This is a genomic window from Wolbachia endosymbiont (group A) of Machimus atricapillus (assembly GCF_964027095.1).
GTDB lineage: Bacteria > Pseudomonadota > Alphaproteobacteria > Rickettsiales > Anaplasmataceae > Wolbachia.
Map to the genome: position 1 here is coordinate 891,543 of NZ_OZ034727.1, position 18,704 is coordinate 910,246.

Consider the following 18,704-nt stretch of genomic DNA (forward strand, 5'->3'; position numbering starts at 1 on the left):
GCTATAACTGCAGATAAACATATCTTACAAATCTGAATTACTTCAACTATATGTGTAACCAGACTGCATTCTGTGATTTTTAGCAAAACATGATCTTTCATTTGAGCTTTCTTCAATTTAAAATAAATACAGAAAATTGCTGCCTATAGCTAAACTGACTTAGATTTACCGACAATTTGAAAAACCGTCATTCCGCTACTAGTTAGCGCCGCGGCGGCATCCTCGTCATCCCGCTACTTGTTAGCGGGATCTATGCTAAGAGATACCGCGGCAGCATAGCTATAGCTATCTTCAAAAATATGGTTGAATAATTGTTAATAATAGTGTATAATTATTAATATTTTCAAGCATTTTTGCCATGGCTCTTTCAAAATTTCTCGATCCTCGCAATGATTTGTGTTTCAAAAAAATCTTTGGAACGGAAAAAAATAAGAATATCCTGATCCACTTTTTGAACGATATTTTAGGGTTTACTGAGATAAATGCAATACAAGAAGTTGAGTTTCTTAGCACTATTATGGATCCCGAAGTTGCCTCTGATAAACAAAGTATTGTTGATGTTCTCTGCAAGGATTCTCACGGAAATAGATATATAGCAGAAATGCAGCTCGCTAGAGACAAGGGCTTCGAAAAACGCGCTCAATTATATGCCGCTAAAGCCTACTCAAGACAATTAGATAAATCTGGCAACTACATTGATTTAAAGAAAGTCTTCTTTATTGCTATATCAAATTGTAACTTACTTCCTGAAGAAGTTGGTTATATCTCTACTCACAATATACGTGATATAAAAACTAACGGCCATTACTTAAAAGATTTTCAATTTATCTTTATAGAATTGCCCAAATTTTCAAAAAGTAAAGTAGAGCAGTTAGAAAGTATAGTAGAAAGGTGGTGTTTCTTTTTTAAATACGCAGAAGAAACAACAGAAGAGGACTTAAAAGAGATAGCAGAAAAAGCGCCAATAATAAAGCTAGCATATGATGAATTAGACAAGTTTCGTTGGAACGAAAAAGATTTAGTAGCTTACGAAGAAAGAATAATGGATCTACGGAAAGAAGAAGCCATTCTTGAATACAGACTTGATCTTGCTGAAGAGAAAGGTATACAAAAAGGTATAGAGAAAGGAAAAATTGAAGGGAAAATTGAAGGGAAAATTGAAGGGAAAATTGAAGGAAAAATTGAAGGGAAAATTGAAGTCGCAAAAGCAATGCTGGCTAATAATGTTGATGTCAACACTATTGTCAAGTTTACTGGCCTTTCTATTAGTGAGATTGAAGGGGAGTGTTAAATAAACTGTGTCAAACCGCATTTTTAGTTCAACTCAATTTTCAATCTGCCAGGAAAGAAAACATCAAGTTGAGAGATAGTTAATGCCCAATCATGTACAGGCATCGTCCACTTTTCCTCTGCCTTCTTTATAGCACAATATACCTGCTTATGCAAGGCATTTATGCTGGTAAATGAGCCTTTGGTCTTAGTGAATTTCCTAATTTGCCTATGTAGCCCCTCTATGGGATTGGTGGTGTAGATTATCCTCCTAACTGGACCAGAATACTTAAAATAACCAGACAAGTTTTCCCAATTATTCTGCCAAGATTTTATAACCATAGGGTACTTTGTGCCCCATTTTTCATCCAATTCCAACAGATAATTCTCGGCAATTTCCTTGCTTGAAGCTTGATATACCTTCTTTAAATCGCTCAAAAAACTCTTCGCATCTTTACTGGCCACATACTTCAGTGAGTTGCGTATCTGATGCACTATACACATCTGCACTTCCGCATTAGGAAAGACACTGTTTATAGCTGCAGGAAAGCTTTTCAGCCCATCAACGCAGGCAATAAGGATATCTTCTACTTGTATCTTGTCAAAAGCATCTAATGTTTTAAGCTTAAGCATTAGGTGGAGAAGGGAGGAACTCTGTGCTTCTTCTTAGATATAAAATCTGTAGAGGAGATAAGAATTCCCTTCTCAAAAGTATAGGCTGGACGGTATCGTAGAAAGACCTGAATGGTTCTAATTCTGTATTCACAAGGTTAGCCTTACTTTTCATTTTTAATGGTAACGTATGGGGTTATATATGATCAACAACTTTTTGGGCATAGATATATCAAAAGATCGCTTTGATGTTTTTCTCTCATTTATAAGCAAAAAAGGAAAGCGTGAAACTAGAAAAAGAAGCTTTAAGAACGATGGTTTCAAAGTCTACTGAATTTTCTACACAAACATAATGTAGAAAAAGTAAAAACCTGCATGGAATCTACTGGTTGTTATAGCGAAGCACTGGCTGAATTTCTACACAATGCTGGACATTTTGTAAGTGTTGTAAATCCTTATTGCATAAAATCTTATGCAAGGAGTAAGCTGATACGACAAAAGAATGATCAGACCGATGCAGAAGTTATTGCTGGTTATTGCCAAAGACAGGAACCTTCTAGTTGGACACCACCTTCTCCTGAAATGAAAAAATTAAAACATCTTTATCGTTGCTCAGTTGCGTTAAAAGATGAGTTAACATTAGTAAATAACCACTTAGAAAAAAAAGAGAGACTGCCTAAAGAAGTTGCAAATGCTTGGGAAGACCTTGCAATGAATATAGCTCAAAAAATAGAAACAATAAAAAACTCCGTACGTGAACTATTAAATCAACACAAAGAATTGTTGGAAAATTTTCAACTTCTATTGACTATTCCAGGCATAGGAGAAGAATCAGCAATAGCTATTTTAGCTGAAGTTTCTGATATAGAGGTTTTTAGAGATGCCAGGCAATTGGCAGCATATACAGGAGTTATACCACGAAATATGACGTCAGGTTCCTCTGTATATGCCAAACCCAGATTAAGTAAATCCGGTTCACAAACATTACGTAAGGCACTTTTCTTTCCTGCCATAGTAGCTAAGAATCACAATCCTATCATTATGAGCTTTTGCCAAAGATTAAAGGAAAAGGGTAAGCATAATATGGCCATCGTTGGTGCTGCAATGCGTAAGCTACTCCATATCATTTTCGGTATTCTGACATCCAAAAGTGCTTTTGATCCTAACCATATCAAAAACTACAGGGCTAGGAGGTTGACTGAAGGTTTAGTACTTTAAAATCAAAAATGCTTCCTATCTATCTTATGTAAAGTGGTATCTTACACAAATTTATTGAATGTTGTTGGTTAGTGGATATGTTGATAAGTAAACTTCATCTGTTTTGTGCGTATAAAACTAATTTACTTATCAACATATCCACTAACTATAATCTGTGTACTGTTACACAATTGGAAGTATTTTTTGATTTTATGATGCAACTTGGGAAATTTTTATAATTTTTTTGTTGACTAACAAGACGGTATCTCCTCTTTCTTTGAGGTCATTTAGCACTCCCAACCAGAAGTTAGCTCCTTCACTTTCAGCCAAATAAAAACCTAATACTTCTTTTTTGCCATTTTGATCTATGCCTAATATGTTATACATGCATTTACTTACGCAATGCCCGTCCTCTTTGACTTTAAAAAACCATGAAAACTATCGGATATACAGACTGCAGCGGGCGACTACGCCATTCGTTGATTACTGGTAGCAATTTGTCAGTAATACTTGATATCTCTGCCACCGATATTTTGTGATCATAAATTTCCTCAACATGTGACACTATATCTCTATAGCCCATACCACTGGCAAATGTGCTCAAAATCTTCGTTTCAAGCTCTGGATGTAAGTTTGTTTGCCTTTTTTTGACTATTTGTGGTTCGAAACTTCCTTCCCTATCTCTTGGCGTCAAAAGCTCAAATGACCCTGCGCTTGTACGTAAAGTCTTTGCATTCCTCCCATTTCTTCGATTATTCTCTTCGCTTTCAGCCGACAAGTGGTTTTCTATTTCACCTTCCAGGCTTACCTCCAGCAACTTTTTTATAAACGGTGTTAATGCTCCATCTCTTCCTGTCAACGGTCTTCCTTCTCGTATAGACGACAGGATATTTGTTTCTAATTCTTTATAATCTACCAAACCGGTAGTTCTGTTTACTACTTTCTGACTCATTGTCAAACCTCCATTTTTTTATATCAATTTATTACTTTTTTTTCGGTTTGACACAGTTTATTTAACACTCCCGATTGAAGAATTAAGTGGAAATCTGTGAACGGTTACCTATATGTTTTTGCTGGCAAAAATTCTCTAATGGTCTTAAATAAAACTTTCAGTGAGTGATTGTCAGACATGTTGTGCTCTGCTGATTTCATCAAGTATACTTCAACATCGGTTGACTTAATTTTTTCAGCTAAATTCAATGAAGTTTGATAAGGAACATCTTTATCATTAATGCTATGCAATAAGCGCACAGGACAGTTTATATCTATTGCTTCTCTGTTTAAAAGAAGGTTCTTTCTGCCATCTTCGATCAAATTTTTAGTTATTTTGTATGTACAATGCTCTGAAGTAAAATCTATTACACCTTTAGAACCTAGTTCTTCTTTTTGCTTGCCTGACAATTGCTTGAATATCAAATCTTCAGTAAAATCAGGAGCAGACGATATGCCGATTAATGCTGCAATTTTTTCTGAAAATTGAAGGGCAATGAGCAGCATCAGCCATCCTCCCATACTTGAACCTATAATTATTTGTTTATCGCTAGTTAATTCACTTATCACTTTAGCACAATTTTCTTGCCAATCACTTATCGTGTAATCAATAAAATCACCACTTGAATGACCGTGACCAAAATAATCAAATAGCACAAGTGCTATATCGTTTTCTTGGCAAAATTTGTAAATAGCAGTTGCTTTAGTTCCATCCATATTAGATGCAAATCCACCGAAAAAAACTACAGAAGCTTTCTTTCCTTGTAGCTTTCGATATGCTATGTGACCATTATTTCCATCATTACAATAATCCATACTACTTTGGCAAAGCAACCGGGTTATCACTCAATTGACGCAAATAACTAACTAGATCTGCAATTTCTTGTGGATTGGAAATACCTGCAAATGCCATACGCGTACCTTTTATATAGGCTTTTGGGTTCTTTAAGAAAGCAAATAGCTCCTCATACCCCCATTTTCCACCTCTTTCAAGCACTGCTTTTGAGTAATTGAATGAGTTACCAAGATGAGCCTTTTTGTTTCCAACTACGTTCCATAAGTTTGGTCCTACTTTATTCATTCCACCTTTCTCAAAACTATGGCAGGCTATACATTTCTTCGCTGCTGACTTGCCTTTTTCAAAGCTAGCATTCTGCATGAGCGCTCCAATATCGAGCGCCACTTGCTCGATTTTTTGCTGGAACTCATTGTTACCAGCAGCTACTATCGTTTGGTGTTCAATCTTATATTCCTCTGGACTATACAGCACATCAACTACGTTGCTGACTATCATAATGATTAGCCCAGAAAGTAAAATCGATGCTGCAATCTTATTAAGCTCCATAGTTAATTTTTATCAATTAATGTTGCTTAAATTATGCAAATATTTTCGCAAATAGCAACCAATTACCTTGAAGCTCGCTAAAGATGAGAGTCTCTAGCTACAAATATTAAGAAATTTACCAAATGGAAAAAAAGGCAAAAGAAGCCCCGTGGTTGGCTAATTACTTACATTATACTTTCAAGTATGGCGTTTTTTTATTCTAAACGCTTAATAACCGCGATTTAGCTGCTTTTTAATGCAACTAACCTTTAGTCATAAATGTTTAAGAAATTTACTAAACAGAAAAAAAGGCAAAAGAAACCCTAGGGTAGCTAATTATTCACTATCCATTTTTTAAGTTGGCGTTTTTTAATGTTTTAAATGCTTTATAAGCGTATTTCAGCTTGTATAGGTAAAAACCTAGAAATTTGATAAAGACATAGAGTGCACATAGTGCAAAAAATTAAACATGAGACGCCAAATACGTTGAGTTTTTTTGTCATTTAATCTGTACAGAGAAGATAAATAAATAGCTTCATTTTCATGATAAGGGGGCTGGCGGAGTTTGTCAAGTGGTTTTTGTAGCTCTCATGGTTTTTGGATTCTAACGTCACACGCTGGCAGTTGTTACTCAAACAACAGTTATGCAAGAGATCTGATTACATCTAAGCTAACAATGGACCACTAGATATATTACTAACTACGTTGACCTGACTCAATATTTTATTAGTGGGATTGAAATAATTTTCTATAAATTCCTTATATATAGCTGTTAATTTATGTATATCATTTACTAATACGCATTCGTTTATCTGATGTGCGGTTTTGTTGATTATACCAAATTCAATCACTGGACAAACATCTTTGATAAACGCAGCGTCAGATGTGCCACCACTTGTGCTCAGCACAGCATCAATACTGGTAACTTTATTTATCGCATCAAGCATAATATCAGTATTTCTATCAGGAGTAGAGAGGAAAACGTCCCTGCTGCTATGCATAGAAAGTTTATAATCGTTAGTTACACTGGAGCATATTTCATCAATCAGCTTATATAAGCCGTCAGGTGTTTGTGTATCGTTATATCGAATGTTAAAACGTGTAGTTGCTGAACTAGGTATTAGATTGCTAGTATTATTTCCAACATCGATAGTAGTAACTTCGCAATGTGAAGGCTGAAAATATTTATTACCATGATCAAAAGTAGTATTTTTTACCTTACTCAATATCGATATTACTTTATATATTGGATTATCTGCTAGGTCTGGGTAGGCAACGTGTCCTTGTTTTCCATGGCAAATTAATTCAAATGTTACAGAACCTCTTCTGCCTATTTTTATGGTATCACCTAATTTCTCACTACTGGTTGGTTCGGCAACTACACAAAAATCTATCTTTTTTTGCTTACTTTTCATCCATTCCAAAACTGCCTTTGTTCCATATTCTTCCGTGCTTTCTTCAGCACTGGTAATCAATGCACTTATCGAACCATTAAATTGAAACTTTTCTGCAATTAAATTTGCCATAGCAGCAATAAATGCAGCTATTCCGCTTTTCATATCAGCTGCTCCTCTTCCATATAGCATTCCATCTCTAACTTCTGGATTAAATGGACCAAATGCCCAATCTTTTAACTGATCCGGTGGTACAACATCAACATGCCCAGCAAAGCACAAATTTGGTACTCCATTTATATATTTCGCATAAAGATTTTTAACTTTAGTTCCATCATCACCAAATTCTAAAATCTCACAGTCAAAGCCACTTTTCTTGAAGATTGTTGCTATATGCTCTATTGCCCCGCCGTCCCTTGGTGTTATACTCTCAAAAGAGATCAATTTCTTAGTTAGCTCTACAGGGTCAATTTTCATGTCAACCTTAAAATAATTATATTGCTAATATTTGTAAACACTCTATGCACTATTTAAAACAAATATTACATCAAACCGAACAAACTTTTCTAAGAGAAGTAATAACAGATTACCACCTTGCTGATGATATCTATGAAATATGCACACGACACGGAAATGACATCTTTCTAGTTGCAGATGAAAATACAGCAAAACTTTTAAACAAAAACGTATTTAATAAAATTTCTCACTTAATTATCCCGAGCAATACCATTAGGCCTCTTGCAAAACCTCATATCATTTCGGATGCTCCCTACATTTTATCATCCCAGTCCTTCGAGACTGGGATCCAGGAAAAAAAATCAGCGTCACGCGCTGGAATGACACCAACCATGGGTACTAATCTTTCACTTGCCTCTCTTGAAACCATAAATCTAGTTAGAAACAAAGCAAAAGACAGTGACTTAATAGTTGCATTTGGTAGCGGCACCGTTAACGACATCTGCAAATATGCAAGCTACCTCGAGAAAAAAGATTATATATCGTTCCCAACAGCCGCTTCCATGAATGGATATACATCCGCAAATGCTTCAATATTAGTAAATGGATACAAAAAATCGTTCAAAGCACATCTTCCAAGAGCGATATATATAGATATAGACATACTTACCAATGCACCACTGCGCCTCACATTAAGCGGATTTGCAGATTTCATTTGCCGTTCGACAGTTCAGGCTGACTGGCTACTATCTCATTTGTTGCTTGGCACAGAATACAATGAATTACCTTTTACACTTGTTCGCGATTTGGAGCAAATTTTGCTAAGAGAGTATACGGCGCTTACTAAAAGAAGTAGAAAAGTGGTCCTATTACTTATGGAAGTTCTACTAATTTCAGGACTTGGAATGGTAATATCAAAAGGCAGCTATTCTGCAAGCCAAGGAGAGCATATGATAGCTCACGCAATGGAAATGGTAACAAGAGATCATTCCTCACTACATGGCGAAAAAATTGCTGTTACGACGATTACCATGGCTAATTTGCAGGAAAAAATATTATCAATACAAAACCCGATTATCAACCCGACCACTTTAGATGTAAAACATATAACTCAGTGCTTTGATAATATCGAATTTGTAAGAACTTTTGAACAGAAGCAAATTATGCAGCAAAAAATCCAAGAGATTATTTGTAAAGAATGGACTAATATTTCCAATTTAATTAAGCAAAATTTACTACCTGCAAAATACCTGCAAAAAATATTTGAAGATCTATCAATTCCGCACTTACCAGAGCACCTCAGTTGGAATAAAGAACAATATTGTAAAGTGGTCGATCTTGCGTTTGCAACAAGAGATAGATTCACCTTTCTTGACTTAGCTAATTGCATAGAAGAAAGTTAAGTTTTGTAGTGAAATTCTGTCATTTAAAGAGATCATAGGCCAAAAGCTAAACCCTTTTCACAATCTCTTATCCATTTTCCTCTAAACTGTACACCTAAGTGGATATACAACTGAACGTAACCATTCCAAGTAGCTGACACTGGGTCGCACTACTTCACCAATAGCACTATCTTGCTAAACATAGTTTAGTTCGAGTGGCTGAGGAGGGACTTGAACCCCCGACCAAGAGATTATGATCCTCCTGCTCTACCAACTGAGCTACTCAGCCTAATTGAAAACCTTGCTATATATGTGACCTACATGCTTTGTATAATATTTCAAATCAAACAAAGATTCAAGTTTTTCCGAGTTAATAACCTTAAGTAAAGGTTTATCTTGTTTCAATTCGGCCAGAAAATCACTGTTGTTTTGTTTCACTTTCATTGCATTGCTCTGAACAATTTTATACGCCTCTTCCCTCGCCAAACCACTATTTACTAACTCAAGCAATACACGCTGTGAGAAAACTAAACCTTTTGAAGAATTTAAGTTCTTTTCAATGTTTTCCTTATTGATTACCAATTTATCTATCAAATCTGTTAATCGCACTAAAGCAAAATCCATTGTTATACAAGCATCAGGAGCAATGCATCTTTCCACAGACGAGTGTGATATATCACGTTCGTGCCACAATGCAACATTTTCTAACGCAGGAAAAACATAACTGCGTATTAAACGTGAGAGTCCCGTCAGATTTTCACTTAAAATAGGATTACATTTGTGTGGCATAGCAGAGCTTCCCTTCTGCCCAATGGAAAAATGCTCAGAAATTTCGCCGATTTCAGTTCTTTGCAAATGACGAATTTCAATTGCAATATTTTCTATTGAGCTTGCAATCACTCCCAAAACCGAAAAGAACATGGCATGTCTATCACGAGGAATGACTTGAGACGATATGGTTTCAGGTATGAGTCCCATTTCTTTTGCTACATACTCTTCAACAAACGGATCAACATTTGCAAAATTACCTACTGCACCTGATATTTTACAAATTGAGATCTCTTTTTGCGCGCTAATTAATCTCTGATAATTGCGTTTAAATTCAGCATAAAATCTAGCAAATTTTAATCCAAGAGTTGTTGGTTCTGCATGCATTCCATGACTGCGCCCAACACAAACAATATCTTTATAGTCCTCAGCTTTTTTTTTCAATACTGCAAGTAAATTTTTTAGATTCCCGAGTAAAATATCACATGACTCTTTCAACTGCACCGCAAGGCATGTATCCAAAACATCAGAACTTGTCATTCCATAGTGGAGATAACGAACATCAACTCCCGCTTTTTCAGCAACATATGTCAGAAAAGCTATAACATCATGTTTTACAATGGATTCAATTTCGTTGATACGTTCAATATCAAATTCAATAGCACCAGAGAGCTTCTGAGCAACACTATTTGGAATCACTCCTAACTCTGCTTGAGCTTCACACGCTAATTTTTCTATTTTAAGCCATATATTAAATTTATTATTTTCCTCCCAAATGGAAGACATTTCTTTTTGGCTATAGCGCGGGATCATTAAATGACCCCCGTCTTATCTTTGAACATGCTAGATCCCAGTGTCACGCACTGGGATGACAGAAAAAAAAGGCACTGGAATGACAGGAATAGTTGATATATTTTATTCACTGCTATTTGTTATTTGTATCTTCTTGCTCCACTGCTTCACCTTCTTGTTGCTCAGACTTCTGATTTTGCAACTTTACTTGCCTTAATTCATGCGCATCTGTTTCGGATTTCACGACGTATATAGTAATTGGTACTACTACTTCACTATGTAATTCTACGTTTACTTGGTATTCACCCAAGTTTTTGATGCTTATTCCACCAAAAGATAAACTACGATGATCTATCGCATGTCCTTCTTGTAGTAAAACTTTCGCAATTTCACGTGTTGTTACAGAACCAAAAATTTTACCATCCTCTGAAGCTTGCTTTATCAATACCACAAACTTATCATGTAGTGACAATGCAAGCTCTTTTGCTACATTTAATCTTTTTATATTCTCTTCTTCCAGTAATAAACGTTGCTCCTCTAGCTTTGTTAAATTTTCCTTGGTAGCTTTCACCGCTTTTCTTTGTGGAAAAAGAAAATTACGTGCATAACCTGGTTTAACTTTGACAACTTCACCAAGCTTACCTAAAGTCCTTATATTTTCCTTTAAAATTATCAACATAAATTACCTAAACTTTTTTAGTACAGTAAGGAACAAGAGCCAAAAAACGTGCCCTTATGATCGCTAAGCGTAACTTCCTTTGTTTTTTTGCACATACGCCTGTTAACCTTCTAGGTAATATCCTACCATAGTCAGAGGTAAACTTGGATAATAAATCTGTATTCTTATAATCTATGTCTTCATCTTTAGACGTAGCAAGAGGGCAAACTTTAGAACGCCTAAAGCCAGTCCTATTATTTACAGATACGTAAGAATTATTAAAACTATTTCGTCTTTTCATCATTATGCGTTTTGCTCCTCAATTTGTTTATTCATCATATAAGATTTACCTTCAAAAAATTTATCAACCTGCACAGACAAGTGGCGAATAACGTTCTCATTAAGTTTCATTCTACGCACAAATTCATCCAGAATGTTTGCAGTAGAACTTATGCACATTATACAATAATGACCGCTCTTCATCTTATTTATTGGATATGCAAAATCCAAAAGACCCCAATGTTCATACTTGATTAATCCCGATGCTTCAATGTTTTCCAAAAGCATCTCCAATGCTTTGCTCGATTGAGTTGGACCGTTTATTCTAAAATCTTTCAAAATATCTTGAAAAATCTTTATTAGATGTTCTGAAATATTTCTCTTCAAAGCATTTACTGCATTATGGATAAACGCACTTTTAGTAATTTGCTCACTGCCTCCTAGAAATTTTATAAAATCTTGCGTTATTCCTAAATCTTTTAGGTCATCTTTCAACTCTTTATCGATTTTTGACTTCACTTCTTTCAAATTTGAAAGATCTTCTTCCAATTCAACCCATAAAATTTTTGTAAGATCTTCCAAGAAATCAGAGTAAGCAACTAGACCTTCTTTAATGTCTTCAGCACGCGTTTCTAACTCTTGTTTTGTAAGCGTACTATTTTGCCTTTCCATAAGACTCTTGATCTTCTGGAAAATAACATCTGCTTTAATATTTTTCAATGAAACAGCTAGCTCTTGGACCATCTCCTCTACTTCTTGCTGTAATAATCCTTGTTGTGCTATAAAAGTAAATTCATAAAGATTCACTATATCTTCCTTTAATACCGATTAAATATTTCATTATATAAAGCTTTTTTATATAAGCAAGTTATTTGTATTAATTTCTACGCCTTTAATCCAGCTTAAGTTAGATATTTCATAAATAACTTGAGGAGCAATTGAGTATGCACCTGGTAATAAGATGCTCACTTTATGTTTTTCGAGAAGAAGTTTTAGCATTATTTTGGTTCTGCCTTTATCTTTCAATATTGCATTTAATTCCATAGCGGCTTTTTGCGAATCCGTGCACTCAGTGGTGAGAACTAATTCCTTTATTGTAGAAGCGATTCTTTTTGTAAACTCAGATATATCCTTGCCTGCTAATCTTGTCGTATTTTCCGAAGCTTCAAGATCAATTATCACAAATGTTCCTGGTGAAAATAAATCTCTTTTTTCTTCTATTATTTCATTATTATAAAATGCTATTTCAGAAACGTTATGGGGATCAGAAAGTGTGAGTATAACAAACCTTCCACGCTCTGAAGTTCTCATACGTGCATTTAATATTACCCCAGCAGTTTTTGCTGTTCTATTTTCTCCGATAAACCCAATATTTAACTTTTCCAGAAGAATTCTAAATTTTTCAAGTGGATGATTAGTTAAATAAAATCCTAGTGAAAATAACTCATGCTCTAATTTTTCCTCTTCATCAAAATCTTCCACATTCTCAAATTTCGGTTTGAGGACATCAAGACTACCAAACAAAGCAGCTTGACTTGATTCCCTATCCTGTTTGTTTTTATTTGCAAAGTAAATCAGCATGTCCATTGACTCATATAGCTGCTTTCTGTTCTTATGCACGCTATCGAATGCCCCGGATTTAATTAGGCTTTCTAGCGCTCTCTTATTTATTATATGACCTGAATTTTGAATGAATTCCCATATGTCCTTATAAGCGCTTGAACGTGTGTTCACTATTCCTTCTGCTATAGAAAAACCAACATTCCTCAAGGCAGCAATACCATAACGTATGCACTCACCCTCTATTGAGAATTCAGCTTGAGACTTGTTTATATCAGGTGGAAGAACGGTAACGCCACTAAACTTTGCTGCATGATAAAATAAATTCAGTTTATCTCTATCATCAATATTTAGATTCATTAGTGCTGTAAAAAATTCTAATGGATAATTAGCTTTAAGGTAAGCCGTTTGATAAGATATAACCGCATATGCAGCTGCGTGAGATTTATTAAATCCATAACCAGCAAATTTTGCAACAAGGTCAAAGATATAACTTGCACTGTCATAATCAACGCCATTCTTCGTTGCCCCTTGGATGAAAAGTTCACGTTGTTTATCCATCTCTTCCTTAATTTTCTTACCCATGGCACGTCTCAGCAGATCTGCTTCCGCTAAGCTATACCCGGAAAGAATACGGGCTATTTCCATCACCTGCTCCTGGTAGATTATTACCCCAAATGTTTCTTTTAACACTCCTTCAAGTAACGGATGAATATAATCTGGCTTTTCAAGTCCATGCTTTCTTGCAACATAAGTTGGAATGTTATCCATAGGTCCTGGACGATAAAGGGAAATTAAAGCGATAATATCTTCAATGCAATCTGGCTTTAATTTGATTAAAGCTTCTCTCATTCCCGAACTTTCAAGCTGGAACACTCCAATTGAATCACCGCTAGAGAGCATCTCATAGGTTTTTTGATCATTCAAAGGAACTGAAGAAATATCGATCTTTTTTTCATCACGATTAATTAAACGACATACATGATCTATTAGTGTTAGCGTACCAAGTCCAAGAAAATCAAATTTTATTAACCCAGCTTTCTCCACATATTTCATGCTGTATTGAGTGATTGGCAGAGCCGAATTTGGATCGTAGTACACAGGAACAAAATTTTCCAACTTTTGATCACATATTACAATTCCAGCAGCATGAGTTGAAACGTGACGATATATTCCTTCAAGCTTTAGTGATATATCAAGAAGCTTTGCAATTACCTCATCACTATCCCGTTCTTTCTGCAGGTTTTGATCAAGCTCTATCGCTTGCGATAAAGTTACAGGATTTACTGGATTAAATGGAACCATTTTAGATATTTTATCCACTTGAGAGTAAGGCATTTGCAATACTCTACCAACATCACGCAATACTGCCCTTGCTTGCAATTTTCCAAAAGTGATTATTTGAGCAACATAACCGTACTTTTTCTGAACATAATCAATAACCAGGTCCCTTTTCTCTTGGCAGAAATCGATATCAAAGTCAGGCATTGATACACGATCGGGATTTAAAAACCTTTCAAATATTAGGCCAAACTTTATTGGATCAAGGTCTGTAATCTGTAAGCTCCAAGCAACAATTGATCCAGCACCAGAGCCTCTTCCTGGACCAACTGGAATGCCATTTGCTTTGCTCCAACGAATGAAATCAGAAACTATCAAAAAGTAGCCAGCGTAGTTCATCGAAGTTATTACGCTTAGTTCATAATCTAACCTGTCGTAGTATTGCTTGAAATCGATATCATGTTGTGTGTCATCATCTGGTTTGGTGTCATTCCAGCGCGTGACGCTGGAATCTCTCTGGATCCCAGTATCAAGTACTGGGATGACAGTGGAGGGTGTTCTGGTGACAGAAGAGGATTTTGCAATACGCAGCTTCAATCCTGCAACTGCCTGCTCCCTCAGTTCTTCATTCTCAGTTTTATTTTCTCGACAAGGAAATTTAGGCAAGATAGGCTGCCTGCTTCTTGGCATGTAAGAGCACCGCTTAGCTATCACTAAAGTGTTATGAATTGCTTCGGGAATGTCGCTAAACAGCTCCTCCATTTCTGCCACAGATTTGAAGTAATGCTCGGTAGTTAACTTCTTTCTGTTATTCTCCAGGGCATAACTCCCCTCCGATATGCACGTTAATATGTCATAAGCCTCATAATCAGACCTATTTGGAAAAAACACATCGTTCGTTGCAACCAGTGGTACATTGCGCTGATAAGCAAAATCTATTAAAGCTTCTTCAAGCTCTAGCTCTTTATTCAGCCCATGACGCTGCAATTCAACATATAAATGACCATCGAATGCTGAAAGCAGTTTTTCAACCGTTTCTTTATCTTGCCCCAACAATAGTTGAGCCAAACATCCACCGGTTAAAGCGATCAGACCCATACTTAAATTCAATAGCTCATCAAAATCAACGTAAGGAATATCGCTGTTATTCTTGCGCTTTTTAAAAGACTCACTCACCAAAGTGACTAAATTAGTGTACCCTTGCTCATTTTTTGCAAGCAATAATATAGGTAAATTTTGTTCTGAATGTTTAACTATAATATTGCATCCTATTATTAGCTGTATTCCCCTACTTGCTGCATATTCTGAAAATTCGAGCGAGCCAAACAAGTTGCCTGAATCAGTAATTGCAACCGCTGGCATTTTATTTCGCAAACAAAGGCCTATCAGCTCCTCAATTTTAACCGAGCTTTCAAGCAGCGAATAAACACTATGAACACGTAAGTGTATGAACATAAAAAACTTTAGATCAACAAAAAAGGATAACATTAATTTACCCATGAGAACATAATTTCATGAAAACAAAAGCCTATAAAATTCTAAAATTAAAATACAAAAACTTCCTTGACAAACTCCGCCAGCCCCCTTATTATGATAGTAAGGGTATTTATGACTCAAAACTTGTTTTTGATCTGCGCAGGTTCAACAACAAAAATTCAGTAAAAAACTCAGGGTATTTATTGGCGGATTAGATAAAATTATAGCGGCTGCATGTCTTTTTTATTTTTTCTACATTCAGCCAAATCGCGCTTAAACTAAGCGTCAGCACATTATTACAGCGCCACTTACAGTAATATAGAGTCAAAACTCGCTACTCGGGGCTTCTTTTGCCTTTTTTTTCGTTTGGTAAATTTCTTAAATATTTATGGCTAAAGTAATTTAGGCCTACCGACAACCGTCATCCCGCTACGTATTAGCGGCTAAGAGATACCGCGAATGAATCGCGGTATGACGGTTCGCGGTGGCATCTCGTCATCCCGCTACGTGTTAGCGCTTACTATTACCCACAAATAAAGACATGGTATTGTATTTACTCAAATAATTTAATTTTATTAACCTGAAAGCTTATTGGATTAAAATTATTAAATTAAGAGTTATAATTTTAGCAACTAAAAGCTGTAAATTGCACCATATAAACAGTTATTTCAAGCAAAAGTTATGCCATTAAGAGCTATGCAACAAACATTTATATTTGTGGGTAATAGTAAGGTGTTAGCGGGATCTAGAGATACCGCGGCGGTATAATGGTTAAGTAATTCGTCATCCCGCTGCTTGTTAGCGGGATCTATGCTAAGGAGATACCGCGGCGGTATGACGGTTCGCGGTGGCATGACAATAACTTCGTCATCCCGCTGCTTGTTAGCGGGATCTATGCTAAGAGATACCGCGGCGGTATGACGGTTAAGTAGGGTGTCATTCCAGTCTGGAATCTAGTTCTTATTGTACATTTACTTGGTGTAGAGTTAAGTTTCCTGGATCCAAGTAGTCTGGGCACTGGGATGACGAGAAAGGAGCACTGCCATTATAGAGTAAAATGAGATCCCAGTGTCAGCTACTCGGATGACAGAAGAGGGGCTACTCGGATGACAAAAAAGGGGCTACTCGGATGACAAAAAAAGGAGCACTAGAATGACAGGAGATACCGTCTTGTTAGTCAACAAAAAAATTATAAAAATTTCCCAAGTTGCATCATAAAATCAAAAAATACTTCCAATTGTGTAACAGTACACAGATTATAGTTAGTGGATATGTTGATAAGTAAATTAGTTTTATACGCACAAAACAGATGAAGTTTACTTATCAACATATCCACTAACCAACAACATTCAATAAATTTGTGTAAGATACCACTTTACATAAGATAGATAGGAAGCATTTTTGATTTTAAAGTACTAAACCTTCAGTCAACCTCCTAGCCCTGTAGTTTTTGATATGGTTAGGATCAAAAGCACTTTTGGATGTCAGAATACCGAAAATGATATGGAGTAGCTTACGCATTGCAGCACCAACGATGGCCATATTATGCTTACCCTTTTCCTTTAATCTTTGGCAAAAGCTCATAATGATAGGATTGTGATTCTTAGCTACTATGGCAGGAAAGAAAAGTGCCTTACGTAATGTTTGTGAACCGGATTTACTTAATCTGGGTTTGGCATATACAGAGGAACCTGACGTCATATTTCGTGGTATAACTCCTGTATATGCTGCCAATTGCCTGGCATCTCTAAAAACCTCTATATCAGAAACTTCAGCTAAAATAGCTATTGCTGATTCTTCTCCTATGCCTGGAATAGTCAATAGAAGTTGAAAATTTTCCAACAATTCTTTGTGTTGATTTAATAGTTCACGTACGGAGTTTTTTATTGTTTCTATTTTTTGAGCTATATTCATTGCAAGGTCTTCCCAAGCATTTGCAACTTCTTTAGGCAGTCTCTCTTTTTTTTCTAAGTGGTTATTTACTAATGTTAACTCATCTTTTAACGCAACTGAGCAACGATAAAGATGTTTTAATTTTTTCATTTCAGGAGAAGGTGGTGTCCAACTAGAAGGTTCCTGTCTTTGGCAATAACCAGCAATAACTTCTGCATCGGTCTGATCATTCTTTTGTCGTATCAGCTTACTCCTTGCATAAGATTTTATGCAATAAGGATTTACAACACTTACAAAATGTCCAGCATTGTGTAGAAATTCAGCCAGTGCTTCGCTATAACAACCAGTAGATTCCATGCAGGTTTTTACTTTTTCTACATTATGTTTGTGTAGAAAATTCAGTAGACTTTGAAACCATCGTTCTTAAAGCTTCTTTTTCTAGTTTCACGCTTTCCTTTTTTGCTTATAAATGAGAGAAAAACATCAAAGCGATCTTTTGATATATCTATGCCCAAAAAGTTGTTGATCATATATAACCCCATACGTTACCATTAAAAATGAAAAGTAAGGCTAACCTTGTGAATACAGAATTAGAACCATTCAGGTCTTTCTACGATACCGTCCAGCCTATACTTTTGAGAAGGGAATTCTTATCTCCTCTACAGATTTTATATCTAAGAAGAAGCACAGAGTTCCTCCCTTCTCCACCTAATGCTTAAGCTTAAAACATTAGATGCTTTTGACAAGATACAAGTAGAAGATATCCTTATTGCCTGCGTTGATGGGCTGAAAAGCTTTCCTGCAGCTATAAACAGTGTCTTTCCTAATGCGGAAGTGCAGATGTGTATAGTGCATCAGATACGCAACTCACTGAAGTATGTGGCCAGTAAAGATGCGAAGAGTTTTTTGAGCGATTTAAAGAAGGTATATCAAGCTTCAAGCAAGGAAATTGCCGAGAATTATCTGTTGGAATTGGATGAAAAATGGGGCACAAAGTACCCTATGGTTATAAAATCTTGGCAGAATAATTGGGAAAACTTGTCTGGTTATTTTAAGTATTCTGGTCCAGTTAGGAGGATAATCTACACCACCAATCCCATAGAGGGGCTACATAGGCAAATTAGGAAATTCACTAAGACCAAAGGCTCATTTACCAGCATAAATGCCTTGCATAAGCAGGTATATTGTGCTATAAAGAAGGCAGAGGAAAAGTGGACGATGCCTGTACATGATTGGGCATTAACTATCTCTCAACTTGATGTTTTCTTTCCTGGCAGATTGAAAATTGAGTTGAACTAAAAATGCGGTTTGACACAGTTTATTTAACACTCCCCCAAGCTCTGATATAGACGAGCCTGTATTGTCTAATCACG

General features: G+C 36.0%; 10 protein-coding genes, 1 tRNA gene and 5 pseudogenes. 4 read left to right on the top strand and 12 right to left on the bottom strand.

Annotated elements, in window-relative coordinates; genetic code table 11:
• The first annotated feature begins 358 nt into the window (after positions 1–358).
• On the top strand, positions 359–1,291 hold the full coding sequence (locus AAGD68_RS04350; protein ID WP_341814141.1) for an Rpn family recombination-promoting nuclease/putative transposase: 933 nt from the start codon (positions 359–361) through the stop codon (positions 1,289–1,291).
• A gap of 23 nt (positions 1,292–1,314) precedes the next feature.
• On the opposite strand, the pseudogene AAGD68_RS04355 reads toward AAGD68_RS04350, so the two are convergent.
• Positions 1,315–1,860 (bottom strand): annotated as a pseudogene (locus AAGD68_RS04355) (IS256-like element ISWpi15 family transposase); the annotation flags it as partial.
• 223 nt (positions 1,861–2,083) lie between these two features.
• Between AAGD68_RS04355 and AAGD68_RS04360 the strand changes: the two are divergent.
• Positions 2,084–3,099, top strand: a pseudogene (locus AAGD68_RS04360) (IS110 family transposase).
• Between the two features lie 228 nt (positions 3,100–3,327).
• Here AAGD68_RS04360 and AAGD68_RS04365 read toward each other — a convergent pair.
• The 4 genes and pseudogenes from AAGD68_RS04365 to dapE all read right to left on the bottom strand — a co-directional run.
• Positions 3,328–4,030, bottom strand: a pseudogene (locus AAGD68_RS04365) (transposase); the annotation flags it as partial.
• A gap of 104 nt (positions 4,031–4,134) precedes the next feature.
• Positions 4,135–4,884 carry an alpha/beta hydrolase gene (locus AAGD68_RS04370; RefSeq protein ID WP_253309626.1) on the bottom strand — a complete coding sequence of 250 codons (750 nt, stop codon included), beginning with the start codon at positions 4,882–4,884 and terminating at the stop codon, positions 4,135–4,137.
• A gap of 1 nt (position 4,885) precedes the next feature.
• The gene (locus AAGD68_RS04375; RefSeq protein ID WP_341814142.1) at positions 4,886–5,413 is read right to left on the bottom strand and encodes a c-type cytochrome; all 528 of its coding nucleotides are present in this window, start codon (positions 5,411–5,413) and stop codon (positions 4,886–4,888) included.
• Positions 5,414–6,057: 644 nt separating this feature from the next.
• Positions 6,058–7,263 carry a succinyl-diaminopimelate desuccinylase gene (dapE, locus tag AAGD68_RS04380; RefSeq protein ID WP_265045050.1) on the bottom strand — a complete coding sequence of 402 codons (1,206 nt, stop codon included), beginning with the start codon at positions 7,261–7,263 and terminating at the stop codon, positions 6,058–6,060.
• A 44-nt stretch (positions 7,264–7,307) separates the two neighbouring features.
• On the opposite strand from dapE, the gene AAGD68_RS04385 reads away from it, so the two are divergent.
• A complete protein-coding gene (locus AAGD68_RS04385; RefSeq protein ID WP_264688448.1) occupies positions 7,308–8,645 on the top strand; it encodes an iron-containing alcohol dehydrogenase in 1,338 nt (445 codons plus the stop codon).
• Positions 8,646–8,840: 195 nt separating this feature from the next.
• Here the strand turns inward: AAGD68_RS04385 and AAGD68_RS04390 are convergent.
• From AAGD68_RS04390 to AAGD68_RS04420, 7 genes and pseudogenes are all read right to left on the bottom strand, one after another.
• A tRNA-Met gene (locus AAGD68_RS04390) sits at positions 8,841–8,913 on the bottom strand.
• A complete protein-coding gene (gene purB, locus AAGD68_RS04395; RefSeq protein WP_253309630.1) occupies positions 8,913–10,205 on the bottom strand; it encodes an adenylosuccinate lyase in 1,293 nt (430 codons plus the stop codon). Before purB ends, AAGD68_RS04390 begins: the two co-directional genes overlap by 1 nt.
• A 112-nt stretch (positions 10,206–10,317) precedes the next feature.
• Positions 10,318–10,863, bottom strand: coding sequence for a 50S ribosomal protein L9 (gene rplI / locus AAGD68_RS04400; RefSeq protein ID WP_264735518.1), 546 nt, complete (start codon positions 10,861–10,863; stop codon positions 10,318–10,320).
• Positions 10,864–10,870: 7 nt separating this feature from the next.
• On the bottom strand, positions 10,871–11,146 hold the full coding sequence (gene rpsR, locus AAGD68_RS04405; RefSeq protein WP_064125330.1) for a 30S ribosomal protein S18: 276 nt from the start codon (positions 11,144–11,146) through the stop codon (positions 10,871–10,873).
• Positions 11,146–11,928 (bottom strand): 30S ribosomal protein S6, encoded by a 783-nt coding sequence (gene rpsF, locus AAGD68_RS04410; protein ID WP_265016769.1) that lies wholly within the window; start codon positions 11,926–11,928, stop codon positions 11,146–11,148. The genes rpsR and rpsF overlap by 1 nt, the downstream gene beginning before the upstream one ends.
• A gap of 48 nt (positions 11,929–11,976) precedes the next feature.
• A complete protein-coding gene (gene dnaE, locus AAGD68_RS04415) occupies positions 11,977–15,417 on the bottom strand; it encodes a DNA polymerase III subunit alpha (RefSeq protein ID WP_265045547.1) in 3,441 nt (1,146 codons plus the stop codon).
• A gap of 1,428 nt (positions 15,418–16,845) precedes the next feature.
• Positions 16,846–17,861: pseudogene (locus AAGD68_RS04420) on the bottom strand (IS110 family transposase).
• Positions 17,862–18,084: 223 nt separating this feature from the next.
• Between AAGD68_RS04420 and AAGD68_RS04425 the strand changes: the two are divergent.
• A pseudogene (locus tag AAGD68_RS04425) lies at positions 18,085–18,630 on the top strand (IS256-like element ISWpi15 family transposase); the annotation flags it as partial.
• Positions 18,631–18,704 lie beyond the last annotated feature (74 nt).

Excerpts from the sequence above, each read along its gene's own strand:
- rplI (WP_264735518.1), bottom strand. The coding sequence starts at position 10,863 with ATGTTGATAATTTTAAAGGAAAATATAAGGACTTTAGGTAAGCTTGGT.
- rpsR (WP_064125330.1), bottom strand. The coding sequence starts at position 11,146 with ATGATGAAAAGACGAAATAGTTTTAATAATTCTTACGTATCTGTAAAT.
- AAGD68_RS04350 (WP_341814141.1), top strand. The coding sequence starts at position 359 with ATGGCTCTTTCAAAATTTCTCGATCCTCGCAATGATTTGTGTTTCAAA.
- AAGD68_RS04375 (WP_341814142.1), bottom strand. The coding sequence starts at position 5,413 with ATGGAGCTTAATAAGATTGCAGCATCGATTTTACTTTCTGGGCTAATC.
- dapE (WP_265045050.1), bottom strand. The coding sequence starts at position 7,263 with ATGAAAATTGACCCTGTAGAGCTAACTAAGAAATTGATCTCTTTTGAG.
- purB (WP_253309630.1), bottom strand. The coding sequence starts at position 10,205 with ATGATCCCGCGCTATAGCCAAAAAGAAATGTCTTCCATTTGGGAGGAA.
- AAGD68_RS04385 (WP_264688448.1), top strand. The coding sequence starts at position 7,308 with ATGCACTATTTAAAACAAATATTACATCAAACCGAACAAACTTTTCTA.
- dnaE (WP_265045547.1), bottom strand. The coding sequence starts at position 15,417 with ATGTTCATACACTTACGTGTTCATAGTGTTTATTCGCTGCTTGAAAGC.
- AAGD68_RS04370 (WP_253309626.1), bottom strand. The coding sequence starts at position 4,884 with ATGGATTATTGTAATGATGGAAATAATGGTCACATAGCATATCGAAAG.